Origin of the sequence: Secundilactobacillus silagei JCM 19001, from assembly GCF_002217945.1 — a bacterium.
Lineage (GTDB): Bacteria > Bacillota > Bacilli > Lactobacillales > Lactobacillaceae > Secundilactobacillus > Secundilactobacillus silagei.
The window spans coordinates 62,898-80,651 of the sequence record NZ_BCMG01000011.1 but is presented as its reverse complement, the minus strand read 5'-3'; the positions used below and the strand labels follow the sequence as shown (position 1 = coordinate 80,651).

At 44.6% G+C, this 17,754-nt stretch carries 20 protein-coding genes; 10 read left to right on the top strand and 10 right to left on the bottom strand.

All coding sequences use genetic code 11. From position 1 onward, the window contains the following. The first annotated feature begins 1 nt into the window (after window position 1). The gene (locus tag CES79_RS10325) at window positions 2–2,506 is read left to right on the top strand and encodes a carbamoyl phosphate synthase preATP-grasp domain-containing protein (RefSeq protein WP_089137125.1); all 2,505 of its coding nucleotides are present in this window, start codon (window positions 2–4) and stop codon (window positions 2,504–2,506) included. Between the two features lie 56 nt (window positions 2,507–2,562). On the opposite strand, the gene CES79_RS10320 is transcribed toward CES79_RS10325, so the two are convergent. Next, window positions 2,563–4,278 (bottom strand): NFACT RNA binding domain-containing protein, encoded by a 1,716-nt coding sequence (locus tag CES79_RS10320; RefSeq protein ID WP_089137124.1) that lies wholly within the window; start codon window positions 4,276–4,278, stop codon window positions 2,563–2,565. Window positions 4,279–4,449: 171 nt separating this feature from the next. Here CES79_RS10320 and CES79_RS10315 point away from each other — a divergent pair, with 171 nt between their 5' ends. The 8 genes from CES79_RS10315 (at window position 4,450) to CES79_RS10280 (ending at window position 12,582) form a co-directional block, all read left to right on the top strand. Then, window positions 4,450–4,890: a MarR family winged helix-turn-helix transcriptional regulator gene (locus CES79_RS10315; RefSeq protein WP_054655145.1), complete on the top strand. Its 441-nt coding sequence runs from the start codon at window positions 4,450–4,452 to the stop codon at window positions 4,888–4,890. Between the two features lie 134 nt (window positions 4,891–5,024). Next, window positions 5,025–5,891: a DegV family protein gene (locus CES79_RS10310; RefSeq protein ID WP_089137123.1), complete on the top strand. Its 867-nt coding sequence runs from the start codon at window positions 5,025–5,027 to the stop codon at window positions 5,889–5,891. 148 nt (window positions 5,892–6,039) lie between these two features. Next, window positions 6,040–7,734, top strand: coding sequence for an oleate hydratase (locus CES79_RS10305; protein ID WP_089137122.1), 1,695 nt, complete (start codon window positions 6,040–6,042; stop codon window positions 7,732–7,734). A 156-nt stretch (window positions 7,735–7,890) separates the two neighbouring features. Then, the gene (locus CES79_RS10300) at window positions 7,891–8,694 is read left to right on the top strand and encodes an exodeoxyribonuclease III (protein ID WP_054655147.1); all 804 of its coding nucleotides are present in this window, start codon (window positions 7,891–7,893) and stop codon (window positions 8,692–8,694) included. Window positions 8,695–8,732: 38 nt separating this feature from the next. Beyond that, window positions 8,733–9,833, top strand: a complete 1,101-nt coding sequence (locus CES79_RS10295) for an NADH-dependent flavin oxidoreductase (RefSeq protein ID WP_054655149.1) — start codon at window positions 8,733–8,735, stop codon at window positions 9,831–9,833. A 174-nt stretch (window positions 9,834–10,007) separates the two neighbouring features. Continuing rightward, complete coding sequence (locus tag CES79_RS10290) at window positions 10,008–10,730, top strand: SDR family NAD(P)-dependent oxidoreductase (RefSeq protein ID WP_089137121.1); 723 nt, start codon at window positions 10,008–10,010, stop codon at window positions 10,728–10,730. Between the two features lie 242 nt (window positions 10,731–10,972). Further along, window positions 10,973–12,001, top strand: coding sequence for an IS30 family transposase (locus tag CES79_RS10285; protein ID WP_089137120.1), 1,029 nt, complete (start codon window positions 10,973–10,975; stop codon window positions 11,999–12,001). A gap of 158 nt (window positions 12,002–12,159) precedes the next feature. Continuing rightward, entirely contained in the window at window positions 12,160–12,582 is a 423-nt protein-coding gene (locus CES79_RS10280; RefSeq protein WP_089137119.1) for a hypothetical protein, read from the top strand. A 151-nt stretch (window positions 12,583–12,733) separates the two neighbouring features. On the opposite strand, the gene CES79_RS10275 is transcribed toward CES79_RS10280, so the two are convergent. The 3 genes from CES79_RS10275 to CES79_RS13235 all read right to left on the bottom strand — a co-directional run bounded on the left by CES79_RS10275 (window position 12,734) and on the right by CES79_RS13235 (window position 13,941). Next, entirely contained in the window at window positions 12,734–12,979 is a 246-nt protein-coding gene (locus CES79_RS10275) for a type II toxin-antitoxin system RelE family toxin (RefSeq protein ID WP_225362401.1), read from the bottom strand. A gap of 18 nt (window positions 12,980–12,997) precedes the next feature. Further along, window positions 12,998–13,228, bottom strand: a complete 231-nt coding sequence (gene relB, locus CES79_RS10270) for a type II toxin-antitoxin system RelB family antitoxin (RefSeq protein ID WP_054655235.1) — start codon at window positions 13,226–13,228, stop codon at window positions 12,998–13,000. Window positions 13,229–13,422: 194 nt separating this feature from the next. Then, window positions 13,423–13,941 (bottom strand): TetR/AcrR family transcriptional regulator, encoded by a 519-nt coding sequence (locus tag CES79_RS13235; RefSeq protein ID WP_054655152.1) that lies wholly within the window; start codon window positions 13,939–13,941, stop codon window positions 13,423–13,425. A 132-nt stretch (window positions 13,942–14,073) separates the two neighbouring features. On the opposite strand from CES79_RS13235, the gene CES79_RS10260 reads away from it, so the two are divergent. Next, complete coding sequence (locus CES79_RS10260; protein WP_054655154.1) at window positions 14,074–15,009, top strand: NADP-dependent oxidoreductase; 936 nt, start codon at window positions 14,074–14,076, stop codon at window positions 15,007–15,009. 334 nt (window positions 15,010–15,343) lie between these two features. Here CES79_RS10260 and CES79_RS10255 read toward each other — a convergent pair whose 3' ends face one another. The 6 genes from CES79_RS10255 to CES79_RS13155 form a co-directional block, all read right to left on the bottom strand. After that, window positions 15,344–15,562 carry a DUF3955 domain-containing protein gene (locus tag CES79_RS10255; RefSeq protein WP_089137118.1) on the bottom strand — a complete coding sequence of 73 codons (219 nt, stop codon included), beginning with the start codon at window positions 15,560–15,562 and terminating at the stop codon, window positions 15,344–15,346. Window positions 15,563–15,798: 236 nt separating this feature from the next. Next, entirely contained in the window at window positions 15,799–16,458 is a 660-nt protein-coding gene (locus CES79_RS10250) for an NAD(P)H-binding protein (protein ID WP_089137117.1), read from the bottom strand. A gap of 8 nt (window positions 16,459–16,466) precedes the next feature. After that, window positions 16,467–16,820: a cyclophilin-like fold protein gene (locus CES79_RS10245; protein ID WP_054655156.1), complete on the bottom strand. Its 354-nt coding sequence runs from the start codon at window positions 16,818–16,820 to the stop codon at window positions 16,467–16,469. A gap of 11 nt (window positions 16,821–16,831) precedes the next feature. Next, window positions 16,832–17,239, bottom strand: a complete 408-nt coding sequence (locus CES79_RS10240) for a cupin domain-containing protein (protein WP_054655158.1) — start codon at window positions 17,237–17,239, stop codon at window positions 16,832–16,834. Window positions 17,240–17,259: 20 nt separating this feature from the next. Next, window positions 17,260–17,616, bottom strand: coding sequence for a YbhB/YbcL family Raf kinase inhibitor-like protein (locus CES79_RS10235; protein ID WP_225362398.1), 357 nt, complete (start codon window positions 17,614–17,616; stop codon window positions 17,260–17,262). A 9-nt stretch (window positions 17,617–17,625) separates the two neighbouring features. Continuing rightward, complete coding sequence (locus tag CES79_RS13155; RefSeq protein WP_263851329.1) at window positions 17,626–17,751, bottom strand: hypothetical protein; 126 nt, start codon at window positions 17,749–17,751, stop codon at window positions 17,626–17,628. Between the last annotated feature and the right edge of the window lie 3 nt (window positions 17,752–17,754).

Here is a 17,754-nt window from a genome sequence, read left to right as displayed (position 1 = left end):
GATGGATAATGAAATTCAAAAAGTACTTATAATCGGTGGCGGACCAACTGAAATTGGCCATGAAACGGAATTAGACGCGGCTTGCGTTCAAGTCATTCAGGCCTTTAAGAAACAGGGCATCCGCTCACTCTTAATTGATAATAACCCGTTTTCAGTCGCGCTGGAGGACGTTCAGCCAACCAATATGTTCATCCAGGCGGTCACGGCAAATAACGTTCAGCGTATCATTGAACGAGAACAGCCCGACGCAATTTTAGCCTCAGTAGGTGGCGTAACGGCGATCAGTGTAGTTCAAGAACTGCAGGAAAATGGTGTACTGGCTGACAATGATGTGAAAACGCTGGGTATTCCTGCCGATGCTTTGATGGATATTAATAATCCAGATCGGCTCAATGACGTGATGCGCCATGTCGGCGTTCCCGTGATTGCTTCGGAAACGGTCGGTACGTTAGATGAAGCTATCAACGTGGCCGCTAAGATCGGCTATCCCGTGATCGTCAAACCGATCGCACCGCGCATCGATACCAACCGGATGCTGTGCGAAAATGAACAGGACATGATCAGCGCGGTTTCCCGGGGCTTTTCCTGGTCGCGCTTTAAACAGTGCGTGATCGAGCAAAGTATCGTGGGGTATAAGGAAATTGAACTGGTCTCCATGCGTGACGCCATGGGCACCCAAGTTCTCATTGCCGGGTTGGAAAACATTGATCCAATCGGGATCCACTCGGGTGATTCAATGGTCGTCACCCCCACATTGACTTTAAGCAACGAAGAATACGAAACACTGCGCGACACTGCCTTTGCCATTAACAATCAATTTCAGTTTACTGGCGTAGTTCACACCCATTTTGCGTTAGGCAGCTCTGAAGACAGCTACTACGTGACTAAAGTCACCCCCTATAATGATCGGGGGACATCATTAGTTGCGTGTGCTACCGGCTATCCGATTGCTTACGTGGCCGCTAATTTATACTTAAATCAAAAACTGACCGACGTGCATTTACCAGAGATCTATCATTTCAAACAGACGGCGCTATTAGAGCCAAGTCTGGATCACGTGGTCGTCCGAATCCCACTGTGGCCGTTTGAAGATGTCAAAAATGCAGATCAGCACTTAAGCACGGTCATGAAGTCCGTGGGTTCAACTATCGGGGTGGGCCGCAGTACTGAAGAGGCCATTTTAAAGGCCCTGCGCTCATCACAGTTCAGTCCGCAAGATGAACTGCCGTCAATGAGCGACCTAACGGATTCACAGTTAATTTCACAGCTGATTCATCCGCTATCCAGCCGTATTCTCGTGTTGATTGAAGCACTGCGACGGGGGTATCAGGTCGATGAACTGAGCGAATTAACTAAAATTGACCCGTTTTACTTTGTGAAGCTAAGACATATTTTAGAGATCGAAGAGCAGATCAAGACGCACCCCATGGCGGTCGACGCGCTTCACGAGGGCCGTTACTACGGTTTTGGTGACGGAATGATCGCCCGAATCTGGCATACCGATATTGAAACTGTCCGCAGGCTCGGTCAGGATAACCACATTTCGCCAACCTACAAGGGTATTGAGCCATCTGCTGGTGAACTGCTCAATTCGCCAACGGCCTATTACAGTACCTTTGAACTGGAAAACGAAAGTCAGCAGATCTCGGCCAAAACCGTGCTGGTCTTAGGCCGTGGCGGCAATCAGCTGGGGCCGAATGCTTCAGCGGATTATTTCACGACCGAAATGCTCAAACAGCTGCGCAAATCGGGCTATCAAACGGTGATCATGAATACCAATCCGAATGCCGGTTCGTTAACGGCTACGCTAACGGATAAACAGATCATTGATCCCGTGCAATTAGGGGACATTATGAACGTTATTGCCATTGAGCATCCCGTCAAAATTTTTGTTCCTGGCAACCGGCACTACCTCACGCGGGAGTTACGTCAGCGCAACTACGCGATTTCCATTTTGCCGCCAGACCAGGAAAAGCGCAGTGAACTGCTCAATGACCACGCCAATATCGGCCTTGATTTATTCGTCACTGAGGGCCACATTGTACCGATTTTAGCCAGTGACCTGCGTTCGGATCAGGGTATTGCAACAACGCTGGATCAGATCACGTTAATGCGTACGCCGGCCACTCTAACGGATCAGCAGTTAACGGCGATCATCGCCCATGCTAAGGACTATCTTGGTGCCCACAAACGGACTGGCATGGTCCAAATGCTATATACAACTAATGGTCAGCAGGCGCCTCAGTTTGCGGGGGTACGGCCAACGCGGCTGACGACCATTGCTTACTTAAATAAGGTGACCGGGATTAACTGGGTACGCATGTTAGTCCGGCAAGCCCTAGGTGAGATCGATGAAGATCTGATTGCGAAGTTAGCAGTGGATATTCGGTCGGACCGGCGCTCGCAAGTTCGTGGGACCTTCCCGTTCAAACAGCTGCAGTTGCCTGATCAGTTAGGGCTCACAACGCAAGAAGTGGGTGCTAGAATTAGTTTTGAAACGCTGTAAACTTAAAAAACCATGCTGTCAGTTATTGGCTGAACGCATGGTTTTTATTGTCTCTATTACTTAGTACTTAATTTTTCTACAAACGCTCTATCCGGTGTCACAAACAGGGTTTTCTGGCCTTCATAAATCACGTAACCGGGCTTAGCGCCATTGGGTTTACGGATCTTTTTGACTTGTACATAGTCAACTGGCACCGAACTGGACTGCCGCGCCTTGGAATAGTAAGCAGCAATATTGGCAGCTTCCAAAAGAGTCTGATCAGTTGGCGCCGGGTTATGGATGATCACGTGTGAACCTGGCATGTTTTTGACGTGCAGCCAGATATCCGTCTTGGCCGCGCTATGCAGCGTTAATTTTTCGTTTTGCAGATTATTTTTACCAACTTCGATCTTGGTCCCATCACTGGCTGCAAAAACTTCTGGCTTGGAAACTTGCCGGCGCTTCTTCTTGCCGCTGCGCTGGTTATGCTCGTGATCACGCAGGTAACCGCCTTGCTGCAATTCAGCTTTGATATCAGCCAGATCTTTGGGGGCCGCCAGTTCAATTTGTGAACTGATGTTATCCAGGTAATCAATTTCGGCGTTCGTTTTGGCCATTTGGTCGTTAACGTAAGCCACCGAAGCCTTTAACTTGTTGTAGCGTTTGAAATACTTCTGCGCGTTTTGAGAGGGACTGATTTGATTAGATAAGGCAATCTTTAACGGTTTCTCGTCATTGTAAAAGTTGGGCAAAGAAATCTCTGTCATCCCACGGGAAACCTTATTCAGATAGGTGGTCAGCAATTCACCCTTGACCCGGTACTCATCCGCGTCTTCTGCCGATTTAAGCGTTGACTGCAGTTTTTTGAGCTTGGTTTTATTTTTCTTTAATTCATTGCGAACCACGTGAATCAAGGTACTGCCTTGCTGCTGAACCCGGTCACGTTCGGCACGGTCTTGATAGTAAAAGTCCAGCATGGCGCTTAAACTGTCAAATGACTTGCTGGTAACGTGTTCTTGACCGTAAGGAAAGGCGTTAAAGCCGGTCTTCCCTTTGTCCGTTGTGACTAAAACCGGCTCTGGCTGATCAAACCGGTCAAAAAAGGCGTTAAAGTTAGTATCGGGCTGCCCGGGCTGATGCAGTGCCCGAGCTAATCCCAATGCCGTATCCTGACCCAGTCCCTGATAAGTATGTCGCAGCTGTTTGGCTAGCACATCTTCGTTGGGATAATCACGGACCAGTGCTGCAACGGATTGACTCGCAGCCGTTTCAAAGGGATCAATGAGATCTTGAGCTGGTGGATTAATGTAATGGCCACCAGGTAACAGCGTTCGGTAACGGTTTTGATCGGAGCCGACGTGTTTGATCGTATCTAAGATCGTGGCCGTTGCTAGATCGATCAGGATCACGTTACTGTGACGGGCCATAATTTCAATGATCAAGCGCAGCGTCACTTGGTCGCCCAGTTCGTTACGGCTGGTAAAGTCCAAGTGAACGACACGGTCATTAGCAGCCTGAGAAACTGCGGTTAAAATTGCACCACTCAAGTATTTCCGCATCATCATCGTAAAGTTAGTCGGGGTGACCGGATTAACATAGGGAATATCGGTAATTTGAATCCGGGCAAAAGCGGGGTTTGCTGATAACAGTAACGGCAGACTCTTACGGTTAGCCCGAATGGTTAAGATCACTTCATTATTATAGGGTTGGTTGATTTTTGAAACGCGACCGCCAACCAGTTGTTGACCTAATTCGCCAACCATCGCGTGGGTGAATGCACCATCAAATGACATGGTCTCACTTCCTTCGTTCGTTTTTTCGCACGGCTACTAGTATAACGGTGTTCACAGGCTTAGTAAACCGATTGGTTCTATATTATAGCGTAAAATAGCGCAAATTAGCCGCATTTTAACTAAAAAGATGTATAATACAAGTAAATTAGTCTTATAAGGGGGAGACGTGCCTTGGAAGGAATCTTAGATAATTTAAGTTTAGCCGCCAAATCATTGCAGACGCAAACCACGAAAATTACGAAACATTACCACGTGACCATTGCTGAGTGGCGACTTTTACGCCAAATTCAGAATCAAGTCATCACGCAAGATGCTATGGCTGAAGCATTGCAACTGGATACGTCAACGCTAAGTCGGCAGTTAAAGAGTTTGACCAGCAAAGAACTGGTTTCCAAAACCGCGGTTGGTAAAGACCGCCGCCAGTTGGAATACGCCTTAACGGCAACGGGGCACGGCACACTGACCAATATTGATACCGACTACCAGGCGTTGATCGATGCGGTCTTCCATTATTGGCCGGAAGATGAGCAGCAAATGATGAAGATCATGCTGAACCGGCTGAGCCGCAGTCTTGACCGGGCTGATAGTATTTTAGAAGAAGACACTCAATAGCCGCCAAACTGCTTAAAATTTAAACAATCGTTACGTTTTGGTGAGTGCTTGCTTTCACTTCCGGGATTAGTTACAATTAATCTCAGACTTAAAAAGTAAGTTAATTAAATTGAAAAAAGAAACGGGTGTTTACAATGAAAATAGCTGTCGTCACTGATAGTACCAGCTATTTGTCAACAGAAGACATTGAGCGCTACCAGATCCACGTCGTTCCGATCCCAGTGATCATTGACGGCCGTTCCTACAATGAAGGTGTCGATATTAGCACCGCAGAATTTTGGGATAAATTGCGATCCTCGAAATCATTTCCAAGTACTTCTCAGCCACCGCTGGGTGAAATGATTCAGCTGTACCAGCAACTGGGTGATGAGGGCTATGACACCATCATCAGCATTCACTTAGCCAGCACGATTTCCGGCTTTGTGAACTCACTTAGACAAGTGAATGAAAATCTAACCAATACCCATGTGGTGGTTTACGATTCACAGATCACGGTTAAACTAATGGGTTATTTGGCCATTGAAGCTTCTAAGATGGCGCACGCGGGTAAGAACGTTGATGAGATTATTACCCGTTTAAACGCTGTTCGAGCCACCATTGATGAAATTTTTGTGGTGGATGACCTGCAAAATTTGGTTCGTGGCGGTCGGCTTTCAAACGCTTCCGGGTTTGTTGGCAGCCTGCTGAAAATCAAACCGCTACTGACCTTTGACGACCAAAGTCACGAAATCGTGGCCTTTGAAAAGGTACGTTCCCGCAAAAAAGCGCTGCTGCGGGTTGAAGATCTTTTTGCCGAAGCTGTGGCTAACGCGGATTATCCGCTCCGGGGGATCATTATCGATGGTAACGATCCTGAAGGCGGCGATAACTGGATGAAACAGATCAAAAATAAATTTCCCGAAATTCCCATTGAACGCAGTTTCTTTGGCCCGGTTATCGGGACTCATTTAGGTGAAAAATCCTTAGCCTTAGCTTGGCTCATGGACACCGATAAAGCTTGATTTTGCTATCATATTAGATTGATATTCAAGGACTTCGCAAAAGTTTGCGGGTCCTTTTTTGATGCAAAAATTTTCTGGGGCTTTTGATTTTCATGAAAGCGTTTTATAATAAGGATGATTCGGTATAAAAGATAAAGGAGGCTTTTGCATGGTTAAAACAAAAGCGATGATGATTGGTGCTGGCTTAGCCAACATGGCAAGTGCAGTGTATCTGATTCAAGAGGCTCACTGGTCTGGTGATCAGATCACGTTTTATTCAATTGATGACCATGGTTCAAACGACGGTGATGAAGTGAAGTATGCCAAGGATGATTATTGGAATAAAAATCATCCCACTGAAAACCAGGCCGGCTACGTTGCACGTGGCGGTCGGATGCTTAACTACCGCACATACGTTGACCTCATGGATCTGCTGGGACGGATTCCGTCCGGTACTGAAACCGGCATGACGGCCGCAGCAGACACCCATGAATTTGACGCGCGTCACCAAACGTTTGATAAAGCACGCTTGCTACAGGGTGGCAAAGGCATTGTTAACGGCAGTAAACTGGGGTTGAACAACAAGGACCGTTCGCTACTGACCAAACTGATCTTGATGCCTGATGACCAGGAACAGCGACTGGACAACGTGATGATTGCGGACTACTTCAAGAATGATCCGCATATGTTCCAAACTAATTTCTGGTACATGTGGGAGACCACCTTTGCCTTCCGGATTCAATCTTCAGCCCAGGAACTCCGGCGCTACATGCATCAAATGATCTATGAATTTACGCAAATTGAACACTTAGTCGGTGTTAACCGGACCCGTTACAACCAATACGAATCCATGATGCTGCCGTTAATCAACTATCTCAAAGACCAAGGATGCACTTTCGTTTTGAACCGGCGCGTTACTGACTGGCACTTTAAAGACACGCCGCTGCAAGATGAAATTACCGTCACCGGCTTAGTCATGACCAACACGGAAACCGGCGAAGAAGAAACGGTGGACGTTGATGAACAGACCGCAGTGATCTTTACCAACGGTTCCATCACCGATTCAGCAACCATGGGTGACTACGATACGCCAGTCACTGAAAACATGGATTACGGGGCCGCATCCGGTTTGTGGAAGAAAGCCACGGAACACTTCTACAACCTGGGTAACCCCGACAAGTTCTTTGCCGACCGAAACGCCTGCGAGTGGAGCAGTTTCACATTGACCACTAAGAATCACTTACTGTTAAATGAAATTACCCGGATCACCACGCAGGTACCCGGTAACGCTTTGAACTCCTTTATCTCGACCACACCGATTACTGACCTTGGCCAAAAGGACGTTAACATGTCCATCGTGGTTCACCATCAGCCGCACTTTACCACTCAAAAGCCGAATGAATCCGTCATCTGGGGCTATTTCCTGTACCCGAGACGTCACGGTGAATTTGTCGACAAGCCATACATCAAGATGAACGGTAAAGAAATGGCTGAAGAGTTAATTGGTCAGCTTTCAAAAGTTGATCCGGGTCCAGGTAACATTATGGACAAGAAAGCCGATATCATGGATAGCATCGTCAACTGTATTCCAGTCTACATGCCATACGCTTCGGCACTGTTCAATAACCGGGCTAAAACGGATCGACCAAAAGTCATCCCAGACCACAGCACTAATTTGGCCTTCACCGGTGAATTTGCTGAACAGCCATATCAAATGGTCTTCACTGAACAAAGTGCCGTTCGTTCCGGTGAAATTGCTGCCTATCATTTCACGGGTATTCCAATGAGTAAATTGGTTCATACACCGCGTTATGATAAGGACTTAAAGACGTTAGCAAAAGCCACTAAGAAGCTATTCTCTTAAAGCGCAAATAAAAGATTAAGACTCTGAATTAAGGGACACGAAATCACGTAAAAAGGCTAGGCAAACTGCTTAGTCTTTTTTTGGTACTGAAATGGAATATGTTAGACTATATGACGTCAGTTTAAATAAGTTAATCTGGGGAGGGGAAAACGGCAGATGCAAATTATTTCATGGAATATCGATAGTTTAAACGCCGCACTCGTCGGTCATTCAGAACGGGCCGAGCTATCCAGGCAGACGTTGAATAAAATTGCTGAATTACAGCCAGATATTATTGGGTTACAAGAAACTAAGTTAAGTCAGTTATTGCCAAAACATACGGCTAAGTTACAGGAATATTTTCCAGAGTATACCTTCGTCTATACGAATAGTCAGCAGAAAAAAGGCTACGCCGGGACACTGATCTTGTATAAGAACAGCTATCAGGGTAAGCCAATTTTAGATTTAGATACCTTAGAAGAAGGCCGTATCACTGGTATCGAAATCAATAGCACGGTGTATTTATCCGTGTACGTCCCGATTGGTCATTCCACTGAACGGCGGGAACAACGGGTCAACTGGACGGCTGACTTAAGAAAAACCTTAAGACAGTATCATCAACAAGGAAAGCAAGTGATCTTGTTCGGTGACTTCAATCGGCCAGCTACTCGATTAGATATCTATGAACCCAAAAAGTTTGACATGATGGTTAAACGTTTCCCACCGGTCGTGCGCGACAGCTTTACTAACTTCTTTAAGGATGGCTATGTGGACGCCTTCCGTTATCTATATCCCAATAAGGATGATGTCTTTACCTGGTGGTCACAGCGTAACAAAACAACCAAGCCTAATAATCACGGCTGGCGGTTAGACTATTTCTTAGTTGATCATGATCTCATTCAACAAATTAAGGACGTTACCGTGATTGACACCGGCAAACGGGCTGATCATGCACCAATCAGGCTGGAATTAAATAATTAATATCTAATGAACATCACTATTATGGATAGGAGGAAACCATGACAAATTATCAGGAACCATTTACATTTCAATCGGGCGTTACAGTTAAAAATCGGCTGATCATGCCCCCAATGACGACTTTACAGAGCTTCTATGATGGCACGATCACTAACGATGAAATCAATTACTATGCTGAACGGTCACACGGTGTTGGTGCGGTAATCACCGGTGCTGCTAACGTCACTGACATGGGCAAAGGCTGGGCTGGCGAGCTCAGTATCGCTCATGATGACGATTTACCAGGGCTGACCAAATTGGCCAGTGCAATTCAGGCGCAGGGTGCCAAGGCGTTTGTTCAGATTTTTCATGCTGGCCGCATGAGCCGTTCGGATGCGTTAAACGGGCAACAAGCGCTCTGTGCCAGTGCCGTTGCGGGACAGCACCGTGATGGCTCACCCAAAACAGCTACTCCAAGAACCATGACGCTAAACGAGATTCACGAAACGATTGCCGCTTTTGGTCAAGCAACTAAGCGGGCCATTGAAGCCGGCTTTGATGGGGTCGAACTGCACGGTGCTAACCTCTATTTGCTGCAGCAGTTCTATTCACCGCATTCTAACCGACGTACCGATGAATACGGCGGTACCCGTGAGAAACGCTTTACGTTTATCAAGCAGGTTTTAGACAGCGTATTTGCCGCAGTTGATCAGTACGCTGACCGCCCATTTGTCGTTGGTTACCGGTTCTCGCCTGAAGAATTCACGACGCCGGGTATCAACTTAGACGATACCTTTTATCTCGTTGATCAGCTGTTGCAAAGGCCGCTAGACTATCTGCACGTTTCACTGGATAAATTTGACCGGGTCTCACGGACCAAAGCCTACCAAGAAAAATCGATTATGGCTTACTTACACGAACGCATCGCCGGCCGTAAACCACTAATTGGTGTTGGCGGGGTGCGGACCCGTTCAGATGTTGAAGGGCTGCTAAAGCACGCCGAGTTTGCGGCGGTTGGCCAGCAGCTGTTAGTTGATCCGACCTGGGTTCAAAAATTAATCACGGGTCATGACGCAGATATGGTCACTGGTAACTTTGCTGATGCCATTAAATACACCCAGTTTACGCATCCGCTGCATCAATTTTTAGTTCAGCGTTACTAAAACATCAGTCTGTATTCAACTGTAAAAATAGTATAAAAAGTTAATTTACTGGAAGATCAATTCAATTATGGAATTGGTCTTTTTAATCGAATCATATTATTTTAAACTGTAGTACATCAGTTATGACGTGTTAAACTAGAAACACGATTATTTTCCAATAAAGAAGGGCTAAAAATGGCAAATACAGTATTAATTACCGGTGCCAATAAGGGTATCGGTTTTGAAATGGCACGGCAGTTAGGTCAAAAAGGCTGGACAATTCTGTTAGGTGCCCGCAATAAACAGCGGGGAATGGCCGCGGTTCAAAAGTTACAGGAAGAGGGCATTACTGTAGAATGGATTCCAATTGACCTCAATGATCCTGAGACGATCCATTTTGCAGCTGCCAACGTTGCGAAAATGCATCCAGAGTTACGGGTGTTGGTCAATAACGCCGGTATTCCCGGCGATATGAGCGCAGAACCCTTAGCAACTAAGACTGAGGATCTACAGGCCACGTTGAACGTTAACGTCATCGGTAACTTTGAACTGATCAAAGCCTTTACGCCAATCTTGCAGAAAAATCACGGGCGAATCGTCAATATGACGATTCCCGCTCCTAACAGATTCTTTCATCCGTTCAGCTACTGTACCAGCAAGTCGGCTTTAAACCAAATGATTTCAATGTTTGCTAAATCTTTCAAAGCTCAACACATTCCAGTGGAGATTTTTGGTGTGGTACCCGGTGGTGTCACAACTGATTTGAATCATCATATGAATAACCGCTTCATGCGTTCAGTTGAAGATGGGGCTGGTTCGGTGGTCAACGTGATTCTGGACAAGCATAATCATCAGGGTAAAACAGTTATCCGCTTTGGTGGCATGAAATTAGTTAAAAAAGTGGTTACTGGACATTAGTCAGCCACCTAGAAATCATTGAAATCAACCAACAAATAATTTCTAAAAGAAATGCCCCATAATAGTTAGACAAGATGACGTGTACCCCCAAAGTTGTTTCCAACTTTGGGGGTATTTTTATGACTAAATATGAAACAGAATTTAAAAGCCCGATTTAAGATCTAAGTGCAACACCCAGTAAATACACAAATAGGCCATGGAGACCTATACTTTAACTACCACGAAAAAGAAAGGACATCTCCATGACCCAATTAAATACTAGCACTGCCAAGCATTATCAACAACTTTCAGCTGAAGAACGAGGTCAGATTCAATCCTGGCATGAAGATCACTATTCTATTCGACAGATTGCGATCAAACTCCATCGGGATCCTAGCACAATTTGCCGCGAGCTTAAGCGGGGAACCGTTCGCCAGCTCAATAGCGACTATTTACCTTATTACCGCTACTTTGCTGATACTGGTCAGGCAATCTATGAGAAACACCGTTTAAAGTGTCATTCCTATGACCTCCTGAATCGTTGTTGGTTGTTCTTTAAGATGCTAGTTAAAGCCTTAAAGAGGCACCTAAGGACTGATAGTGTAGACAGCTTTGTTCACCGTTTTCACCGCATGCACCCTACATTGAGATGCCCTTCAACACCGACTGTTTATCGCTACATTGATGCCGGACTATTATCGTTAGATAATAGTGACCTTTCTAAGAAGCTACGTCGGCGAGTGAAAGGCAGCCATGTTCACCATGATCGTTTGAACAAAAAATCGCTGGGAACATCAATTGAAGATCGACCAGCTAGTATCGATGACCGAATTACCTTCGGCGATTGGGAAGGTGATTTAGTGAAAGGCAAAAAGGTTGCTAGCGAGCCAGCACTCATGACACTCACCGAGCGTCTCACTCGGTTTGAGATTGTGGTGAAGATTCCCAACTTTCACGCTTCTACCTGCCTTAATACGCTCCAAAAAGTCATTGATCACTATGGTGCTAATATCTTTAACTCCATCACGTTTGATAACGGCAGTGAATTCTCAATGCTGAATCAGGTTAGTGGTTCACAGATCTACTTTGCGCATCCATATTCACCTTGGGAATGTGGCAGTAATGAGAATGCCAATGGCTTGATACGTGAGTATCTGCCTAAGGGCGTTTCGCTTCGTTCATATGATGAAGACTACATTGATAAAGTTCAAACCGTCATCAATAATCGCCCACGCAAGAGTCTCAATTATCTGAGTTCGCAGGAAGCTTTTGATTCACTACTACCCTGCTAATTAATCGTGGTTCTTTATTTAGTGTCTTCAGTCTTAACTGGTAGTTACAGGTGTTGCACTTGACTTGACAATTCGGGAAAACTTTCACGTCATGTGAAAGCTTTTTTGCGTTATAGTCGTAAACGCGTATGATGTAGGCAAATAGGGAGGATACAGCTATGAAAAAATCGATTTTAGTCACAATTGGTTTAAGTGTTGGCTTAATAGGGGCAATGGGGACAACTAGCACAACTGCCAATGCCGCAAAAGTTCACTCTGGCATTCCGAGTGTTTTGAGACATACTAAATGGCATTCAAAGAAGTTCCATATGAGTGGCATGACCCTACGTTCAACAGTCACGTTTTATAACAAAACGTTAAAGTCCAATCCCGTTGGCGCAATGAATTCCACACCCACTTATAAAATGAAGTACAAGTACCTTGGTCATCATACTTATTATTTAGTAGGCCGGATATATAATAATGCGCCAGCTGGTGGAATGGCTTGGAAGTACAAAGTAAAACGCTATAGTTCACACAAGATGTATTTTAAAGATTTAACGCAACCATCTAAGTACGTCAACCAGATCTATACGCGCTAGATCAAAAAGTAGTGTGCAGGTTATAGGTTTGGAAAGCCATATCATTGCGTGGCCGTTGCCAGAAATTCTCTACAATCACACCATTCTCTAAAGGATGAATAATTCCGAAAAGAAGGCCACCTCAAAATGAGATGGCCCTTCTTTAGTGCAATTATTTATAGACATCGTTACGCTTAGCCGTTTTAACAACTAGCACATTAAAATGTCCAACATTAATATCAGCAATGATTCGATAACTACCAACACGGTAGCGCCAAAATGTTCCTAAATCGCTCTCCAAGACTTTTCCCCAAGCACGAGGATTGTCATAGCCTTCAATATGGCTGTCTAACCAGTGAATAAGTCGGCGCTGAATTTGTAGATTCAGTTTGGAAATTTTTTTCGGTATGCTTGTCAAAGCTCCAATGATAAGCAGTCATGGTCGTAGTCCAAGACGAGTCATAATTTCAGTTCGACTGACAGTTTCACCGTGACTGGTTTTTAAATTTGCAGCCGCGTCTTGGTAATCAGTTTCGTCTTCAGCATGTTCTAAGACGGCTTGCCGCATATACGTTGTGACTGAAACACCATTAAAATCAGCAAGTTCTTTTACTTTGCGATATTGGTCTTTGTTGAAACGCAATGATGTAACAGTTGTATCAGTCATTTTGATCAGTCCTTTCTTTGACAAAAATAGTAGAGCATGAATTAGACTTTAAATGAATCCTTTTGATGTCATACTGATTTTGATAACGCATAAGACCTCCTAAAAAGTTAGGATCAATGTATTAACGGCTAGCTAATGGGAGAGAAATTCCATTTACACAAAAGTATTTAACACTCCCAGATGGACTGGTACGATCAAAGCCTCGAGTCTAAAAGTTCATTAGCATGCACCGTTAACCCATCCAGAATTGAACCAGCAGTGTACAGGTTATACGGTTGCTGGGTTTCACGCACCCAATGCATCACGGCTTTGACGCGCCAAATCAGCATATATTCTGGTAACCCGGTTGGCACGACATCTGTTTGCTTTAATTGATGGAAAAACAACTGCATCATCGCCGTTTGGAAAGCCATATCATTGCGCTGCCGTTCAACCGCTTGCGTTAGTGTACCTTTGCAGAGCAGTGATAGGCTGGTGAACGGTTTAGTCTTTAGATCTTCGGGTGCAATTTCAGTTGCTGTAAATTGAGTTTGAAGTGTCGCATTGAGTAATGCAAATTTATCTTCATAGTGCGCATAAACCGTGGTACGATTCACCATTGTTTCTTCAGCAATCTGCTGAATGGTGATTTTCTCAAAAGGGTATTGTGCCAATAAGTTTAGTAATGCCTGTTGTAAATTCTTTTCCATACGTGCTGCTTGTTGAGAAGCCATTTTTCCGACACTTCTTTCTATCTGTTGGATTGCACTACAGCCAGTGGAAACCGGTTGCGCATTCACAATTATCTAGTGCTAGAATACTCCTACACATTTCAATGAACAACGTTAGAATTTAGGAGGAATTACATGCAAGCAATTACAATCGATAAATTAGGTGTTGATAGCAAATTTATTCTGCAAGACGTGCAGCAGCCAGCTTTACCAGCCGGACAGGTGCTGGTGAATATCAAGGCCTTTAGCATCAATCCAATGGACGTCGCTGCTAAACTAGGTATGTTGGGCAGTCCCTTTACTGATAACTGGTCTTACCCACTAATTTTAGGCTGGGATATGGCAGGGGTTGTGGCTGCGGTTGGCGCTGGTGTGACAACGTTCAAAGTCGGTGACCGAGTCTTCGGTGGTTTACCAAGTGATCATGCAGGAAATAACGGTTCATACGCTGAGTACTGTGTTGCCCCCTTAGATGAACTGGCGCATACACCAACTGATCTTTCTGATGCTCAAGCAGCGGCCTTACCGATTGCGGGGATGACCGCTTATCAGGCAATTACCAAGAGCTTGAACGTGCAATCTGGAGAAAAGATCCTGATTCAAGGCGGTGCTGGCGGTGTGGGCTCACTAGCCGTGCAACTCGCAAAATTACGTGGTGCATACGTTGCTACGACTGCAGGCCCGGCCCACACTCAATTGCTGACGGACTTAGGTGCTGACCAAGTGATAGACTATCATCAAGTTACACCAAGCGATGTTCTGCATGATTTCGATGGGGTCTTCGATACGGTTGGTGATATTGATGGTGGTTTAGCAACGTTGCAAACCAACGGCCGACTCATTACCGTTGCGGCCCAGCCGACTCCTGAAGAACTGGCAGCGCCACAACAGGTCGCTTTCCAATTTACTCAGGGTACCGGGGCTATGCTTGAAGCACTAGGCAAATTAGTGGCTGAGGGGCAGGTCAAACAATCAATAGAGACACTTCCATTCAGTGCCGAATCGGTAACCACAGCACAGAATCGTGTTGCTGGCAGGCATACAACGGGTAAACTTGTTATTACTTTATAGAGATATTTGATTCGTTTGTTGCATTGACACGACTCGCTGTAAATGTTTGGTAGATGTTTGGTAATTTTTTAAAGATCACTCCAAAATGCTGTATCAACCATTGTCAGACTTAAAGCGCCCAGTCAAAATAGTTCTCAAACAGCTAAATAATTGGATAAAGCAAAAGAATCGGCCAAGGTCGATTCTTTTGCTTTATTTTAAAATGACTCTAAATGATGATGCATGATACGACTAAATGGTACTTCATCAGAATCAACCGCATCATTTCAAATTTCGTATTGTCGTATTGTATTGATATATCCATGTAATATCAAGGAACATTGAAATATTATAACTACGATTTACTTCGCGTTAAAAATGAAATAAAGGAGAAAATCAGACCAATAAACAGGCCGGCGTAACCAAGGATCACCAAGTAAAAAGACTCATGTAAAACCCCGTTCGCACCAATATATTCAGGCGTGAAAAATCGGATGATAAAGCAACTCACACCAGCAAGCAAAAAAACTATGCCAAGAATTAATGTCCAACGATGCAGGCGTGCTTTAACCATTTTAATTCCGTCCCTTCCTTTTGAAACTCCACTATTTCACACTTTAAGAAAATAATCTTTTTAGTGCCCGAAGCTTATTAAATCTTTTAAACTCATGTGAAGCGCTGAGTTTTGCTCTCTGCAAAAAGGCGATTTGTATGCATATGTCTCGTACCAGACAAACTATTCGACTGCCGAAGGATAGATTACCGCATTGAGCATAACGCATCAGTGGTTCAGCTAAACGGATTTTTTGATTAAATCCGCTTATTTTCCATTTGTTTTATAAGTGGAAGTGAATTGTCGGTTCCCGGTTTTGCTATACCTAGGCTGGTTCGAGTGTATTTGTTGGTTGAACCAATCACTTTTAACACCAAGTCGGCAATACTTGCCCGTGAAACCAGGGTACCTTTGAACGATTCTCCTTTTTGGGTCAGTTCGTAATCAATCTCAGGGTTGTCGGTCATGTAAGCGGCACGAATAATAGTGTAGTCTAGGTTTGAACTTTCAATAACTTTTGCTGCACGCCGGGTATCTTCCTTAGAAACATGACCAACCGTTCGTTCAACCCATGATCCAAAGGGTTCAGGTGTTTCGTGGTATAAACCAGACCCAGTGATCCAGATTAACTGATGAATGTGCTGTTGGACCATTGCATTAACGATTTGGGCTGCCATCCGTTCCATATTACCAGCTAAGTTAGCATAGACAACATCTTGACCGACCATGGCGGTATCGAGTAAAGCAGTATTATTGACGTCGCCTTCGATGATACTTTCTCGATTAGGATTCGAAACCGTAATCCGATCTGCGTTGCGCAGAAATAATGTGAGTTGAACATCGTGTTGGGCAAGCAGTCTGCTGCGGACGATTCTAGCGATGCGACCATTTGCACCTAAAATTAGAACTTTTTTCATCACTGTCCCTAAACCCTTTCAAAACTAACGGTGACGTTCCCAGACGATTGAAATTGGTTGAGGTCACCACTATCAATATGTCCAATAGGTTGTAGATCACTAATAATTTCACCAGTCTGCTTATAGAAGATCACAAAACTGTGTCGTGGCGCCCAATAAGCAATATCACCAACTCGATAGCCTTTCCGTTGCGTGTCATTTGCTGGTAAAGCTTGTTTAAACCGATAAGTTAATTCACGTGAATACAGATTAAGCATCGGTAATTGCGTGGGCATTAAATTAAGTAGGGCGTTTGCTGTCGCGTTATTTTCGAAATCAGCAATCAGAGTATTACCGTTTACGATCATTTTAATTTTAACCATTGTGTAGCCTCCTAGTTTAGTTGTTGATAGTCTTCGTTGTTAACTGGTTCCAGCCAAATTGGTGTACCCGCCGTGATAGCGACATGGCTAAACCAGTTATTCTGGGTTGCACCATGCCAGTGTTTAACTCCCTCGTGCGTAATTACCACATCACCAGAATGCAGTTTCTGTGCTGAATGGTCGTCTTCTTGATACCAGCCTTCACCGCCAGTAACCAGTAAGATCTGGTAGCCATTATGGTGGATATCCCAGTTATTTCTCGCTCCCGGTTCGAAGAAAACATTGCTGACAGTGACCGGAATATTGGTCTCTTTCACCAGTGAGTTATGATAACTATCGCCGACAAAGTTGTTGACAAATGCGGTGTTTAAATTGCCTATATCAAATAGTCCATGAGTGACTTCTGTTTTGTTGTTCATATTATTTTTCCTTTCGGATGCTATAAAGCAAGGATTTGTAGCCGTGCTTCATCTAGCACACAGTTTTCTAACTGGTCTAAAAATTCGTTGTAATAGAATCCGTTTTTCAGAGTTGTGTTCCTGCTTAGTGCATACATAGTTAGGGTATAACGATGAGGGATTTCTGGCGGATTTGGTCCAGCATAATGGTCCATGAAGTATGAATCATCTAAAGCATAAAAGCGAGACATCCAGGAATTTTGGCCTTGTGGTCCCTTATACCGGCGACTAAAATCCGCGGATATTTCTTGGCTCACTGGAATGTTTGCAGCAAGCCAATGAATGAAGGGGAAGCCAGTTCTCGGAACAGCATCATAGTCAATCAGACTGATTGCCAATGAGTTGGTCTATTTCGGCAAATAAACGCAGGAAATTGGAAAGGAGACAATTGGCTGACCGCTTTGTTTGATTAATGCTTTGCGGGTGTAAATTTGTGGTAAATACCCGTTTTCAAGTGCAACTTTGATTTTCATTTT

Excerpts from the sequence above, each read along its gene's own strand:
- CES79_RS10325 (WP_089137125.1), top strand. The coding sequence starts at position 2 with ATGGATAATGAAATTCAAAAAGTACTTATAATCGGTGGCGGACCAACT.
- CES79_RS10320 (WP_089137124.1), bottom strand. The coding sequence starts at position 4,278 with ATGTCATTTGATGGTGCATTCACCCACGCGATGGTTGGCGAATTAGGT.
- CES79_RS10310 (WP_089137123.1), top strand. The coding sequence starts at position 5,025 with ATGAAAATAGCTGTCGTCACTGATAGTACCAGCTATTTGTCAACAGAA.
- CES79_RS10305 (WP_089137122.1), top strand. The coding sequence starts at position 6,040 with ATGGTTAAAACAAAAGCGATGATGATTGGTGCTGGCTTAGCCAACATG.
- CES79_RS10300 (WP_054655147.1), top strand. The coding sequence starts at position 7,891 with ATGCAAATTATTTCATGGAATATCGATAGTTTAAACGCCGCACTCGTC.
- CES79_RS10295 (WP_054655149.1), top strand. The coding sequence starts at position 8,733 with ATGACAAATTATCAGGAACCATTTACATTTCAATCGGGCGTTACAGTT.
- CES79_RS10290 (WP_089137121.1), top strand. The coding sequence starts at position 10,008 with ATGGCAAATACAGTATTAATTACCGGTGCCAATAAGGGTATCGGTTTT.
- CES79_RS10285 (WP_089137120.1), top strand. The coding sequence starts at position 10,973 with ATGACCCAATTAAATACTAGCACTGCCAAGCATTATCAACAACTTTCA.
- CES79_RS10280 (WP_089137119.1), top strand. The coding sequence starts at position 12,160 with ATGAAAAAATCGATTTTAGTCACAATTGGTTTAAGTGTTGGCTTAATA.
- relB (WP_054655235.1), bottom strand. The coding sequence starts at position 13,228 with ATGACTGATACAACTGTTACATCATTGCGTTTCAACAAAGACCAATAT.
- CES79_RS13235 (WP_054655152.1), bottom strand. The coding sequence starts at position 13,941 with ATGGCTTCTCAACAAGCAGCACGTATGGAAAAGAATTTACAACAGGCA.
- CES79_RS10260 (WP_054655154.1), top strand. The coding sequence starts at position 14,074 with ATGCAAGCAATTACAATCGATAAATTAGGTGTTGATAGCAAATTTATT.
- CES79_RS10255 (WP_089137118.1), bottom strand. The coding sequence starts at position 15,562 with ATGGTTAAAGCACGCCTGCATCGTTGGACATTAATTCTTGGCATAGTT.
- CES79_RS10250 (WP_089137117.1), bottom strand. The coding sequence starts at position 16,458 with ATGAAAAAAGTTCTAATTTTAGGTGCAAATGGTCGCATCGCTAGAATC.
- CES79_RS10245 (WP_054655156.1), bottom strand. The coding sequence starts at position 16,820 with ATGGTTAAAATTAAAATGATCGTAAACGGTAATACTCTGATTGCTGAT.
- CES79_RS10240 (WP_054655158.1), bottom strand. The coding sequence starts at position 17,239 with ATGAACAACAAAACAGAAGTCACTCATGGACTATTTGATATAGGCAAT.
- CES79_RS13155 (WP_263851329.1), bottom strand. The coding sequence starts at position 17,751 with ATGAAAATCAAAGTTGCACTTGAAAACGGGTATTTACCACAAATTTAC.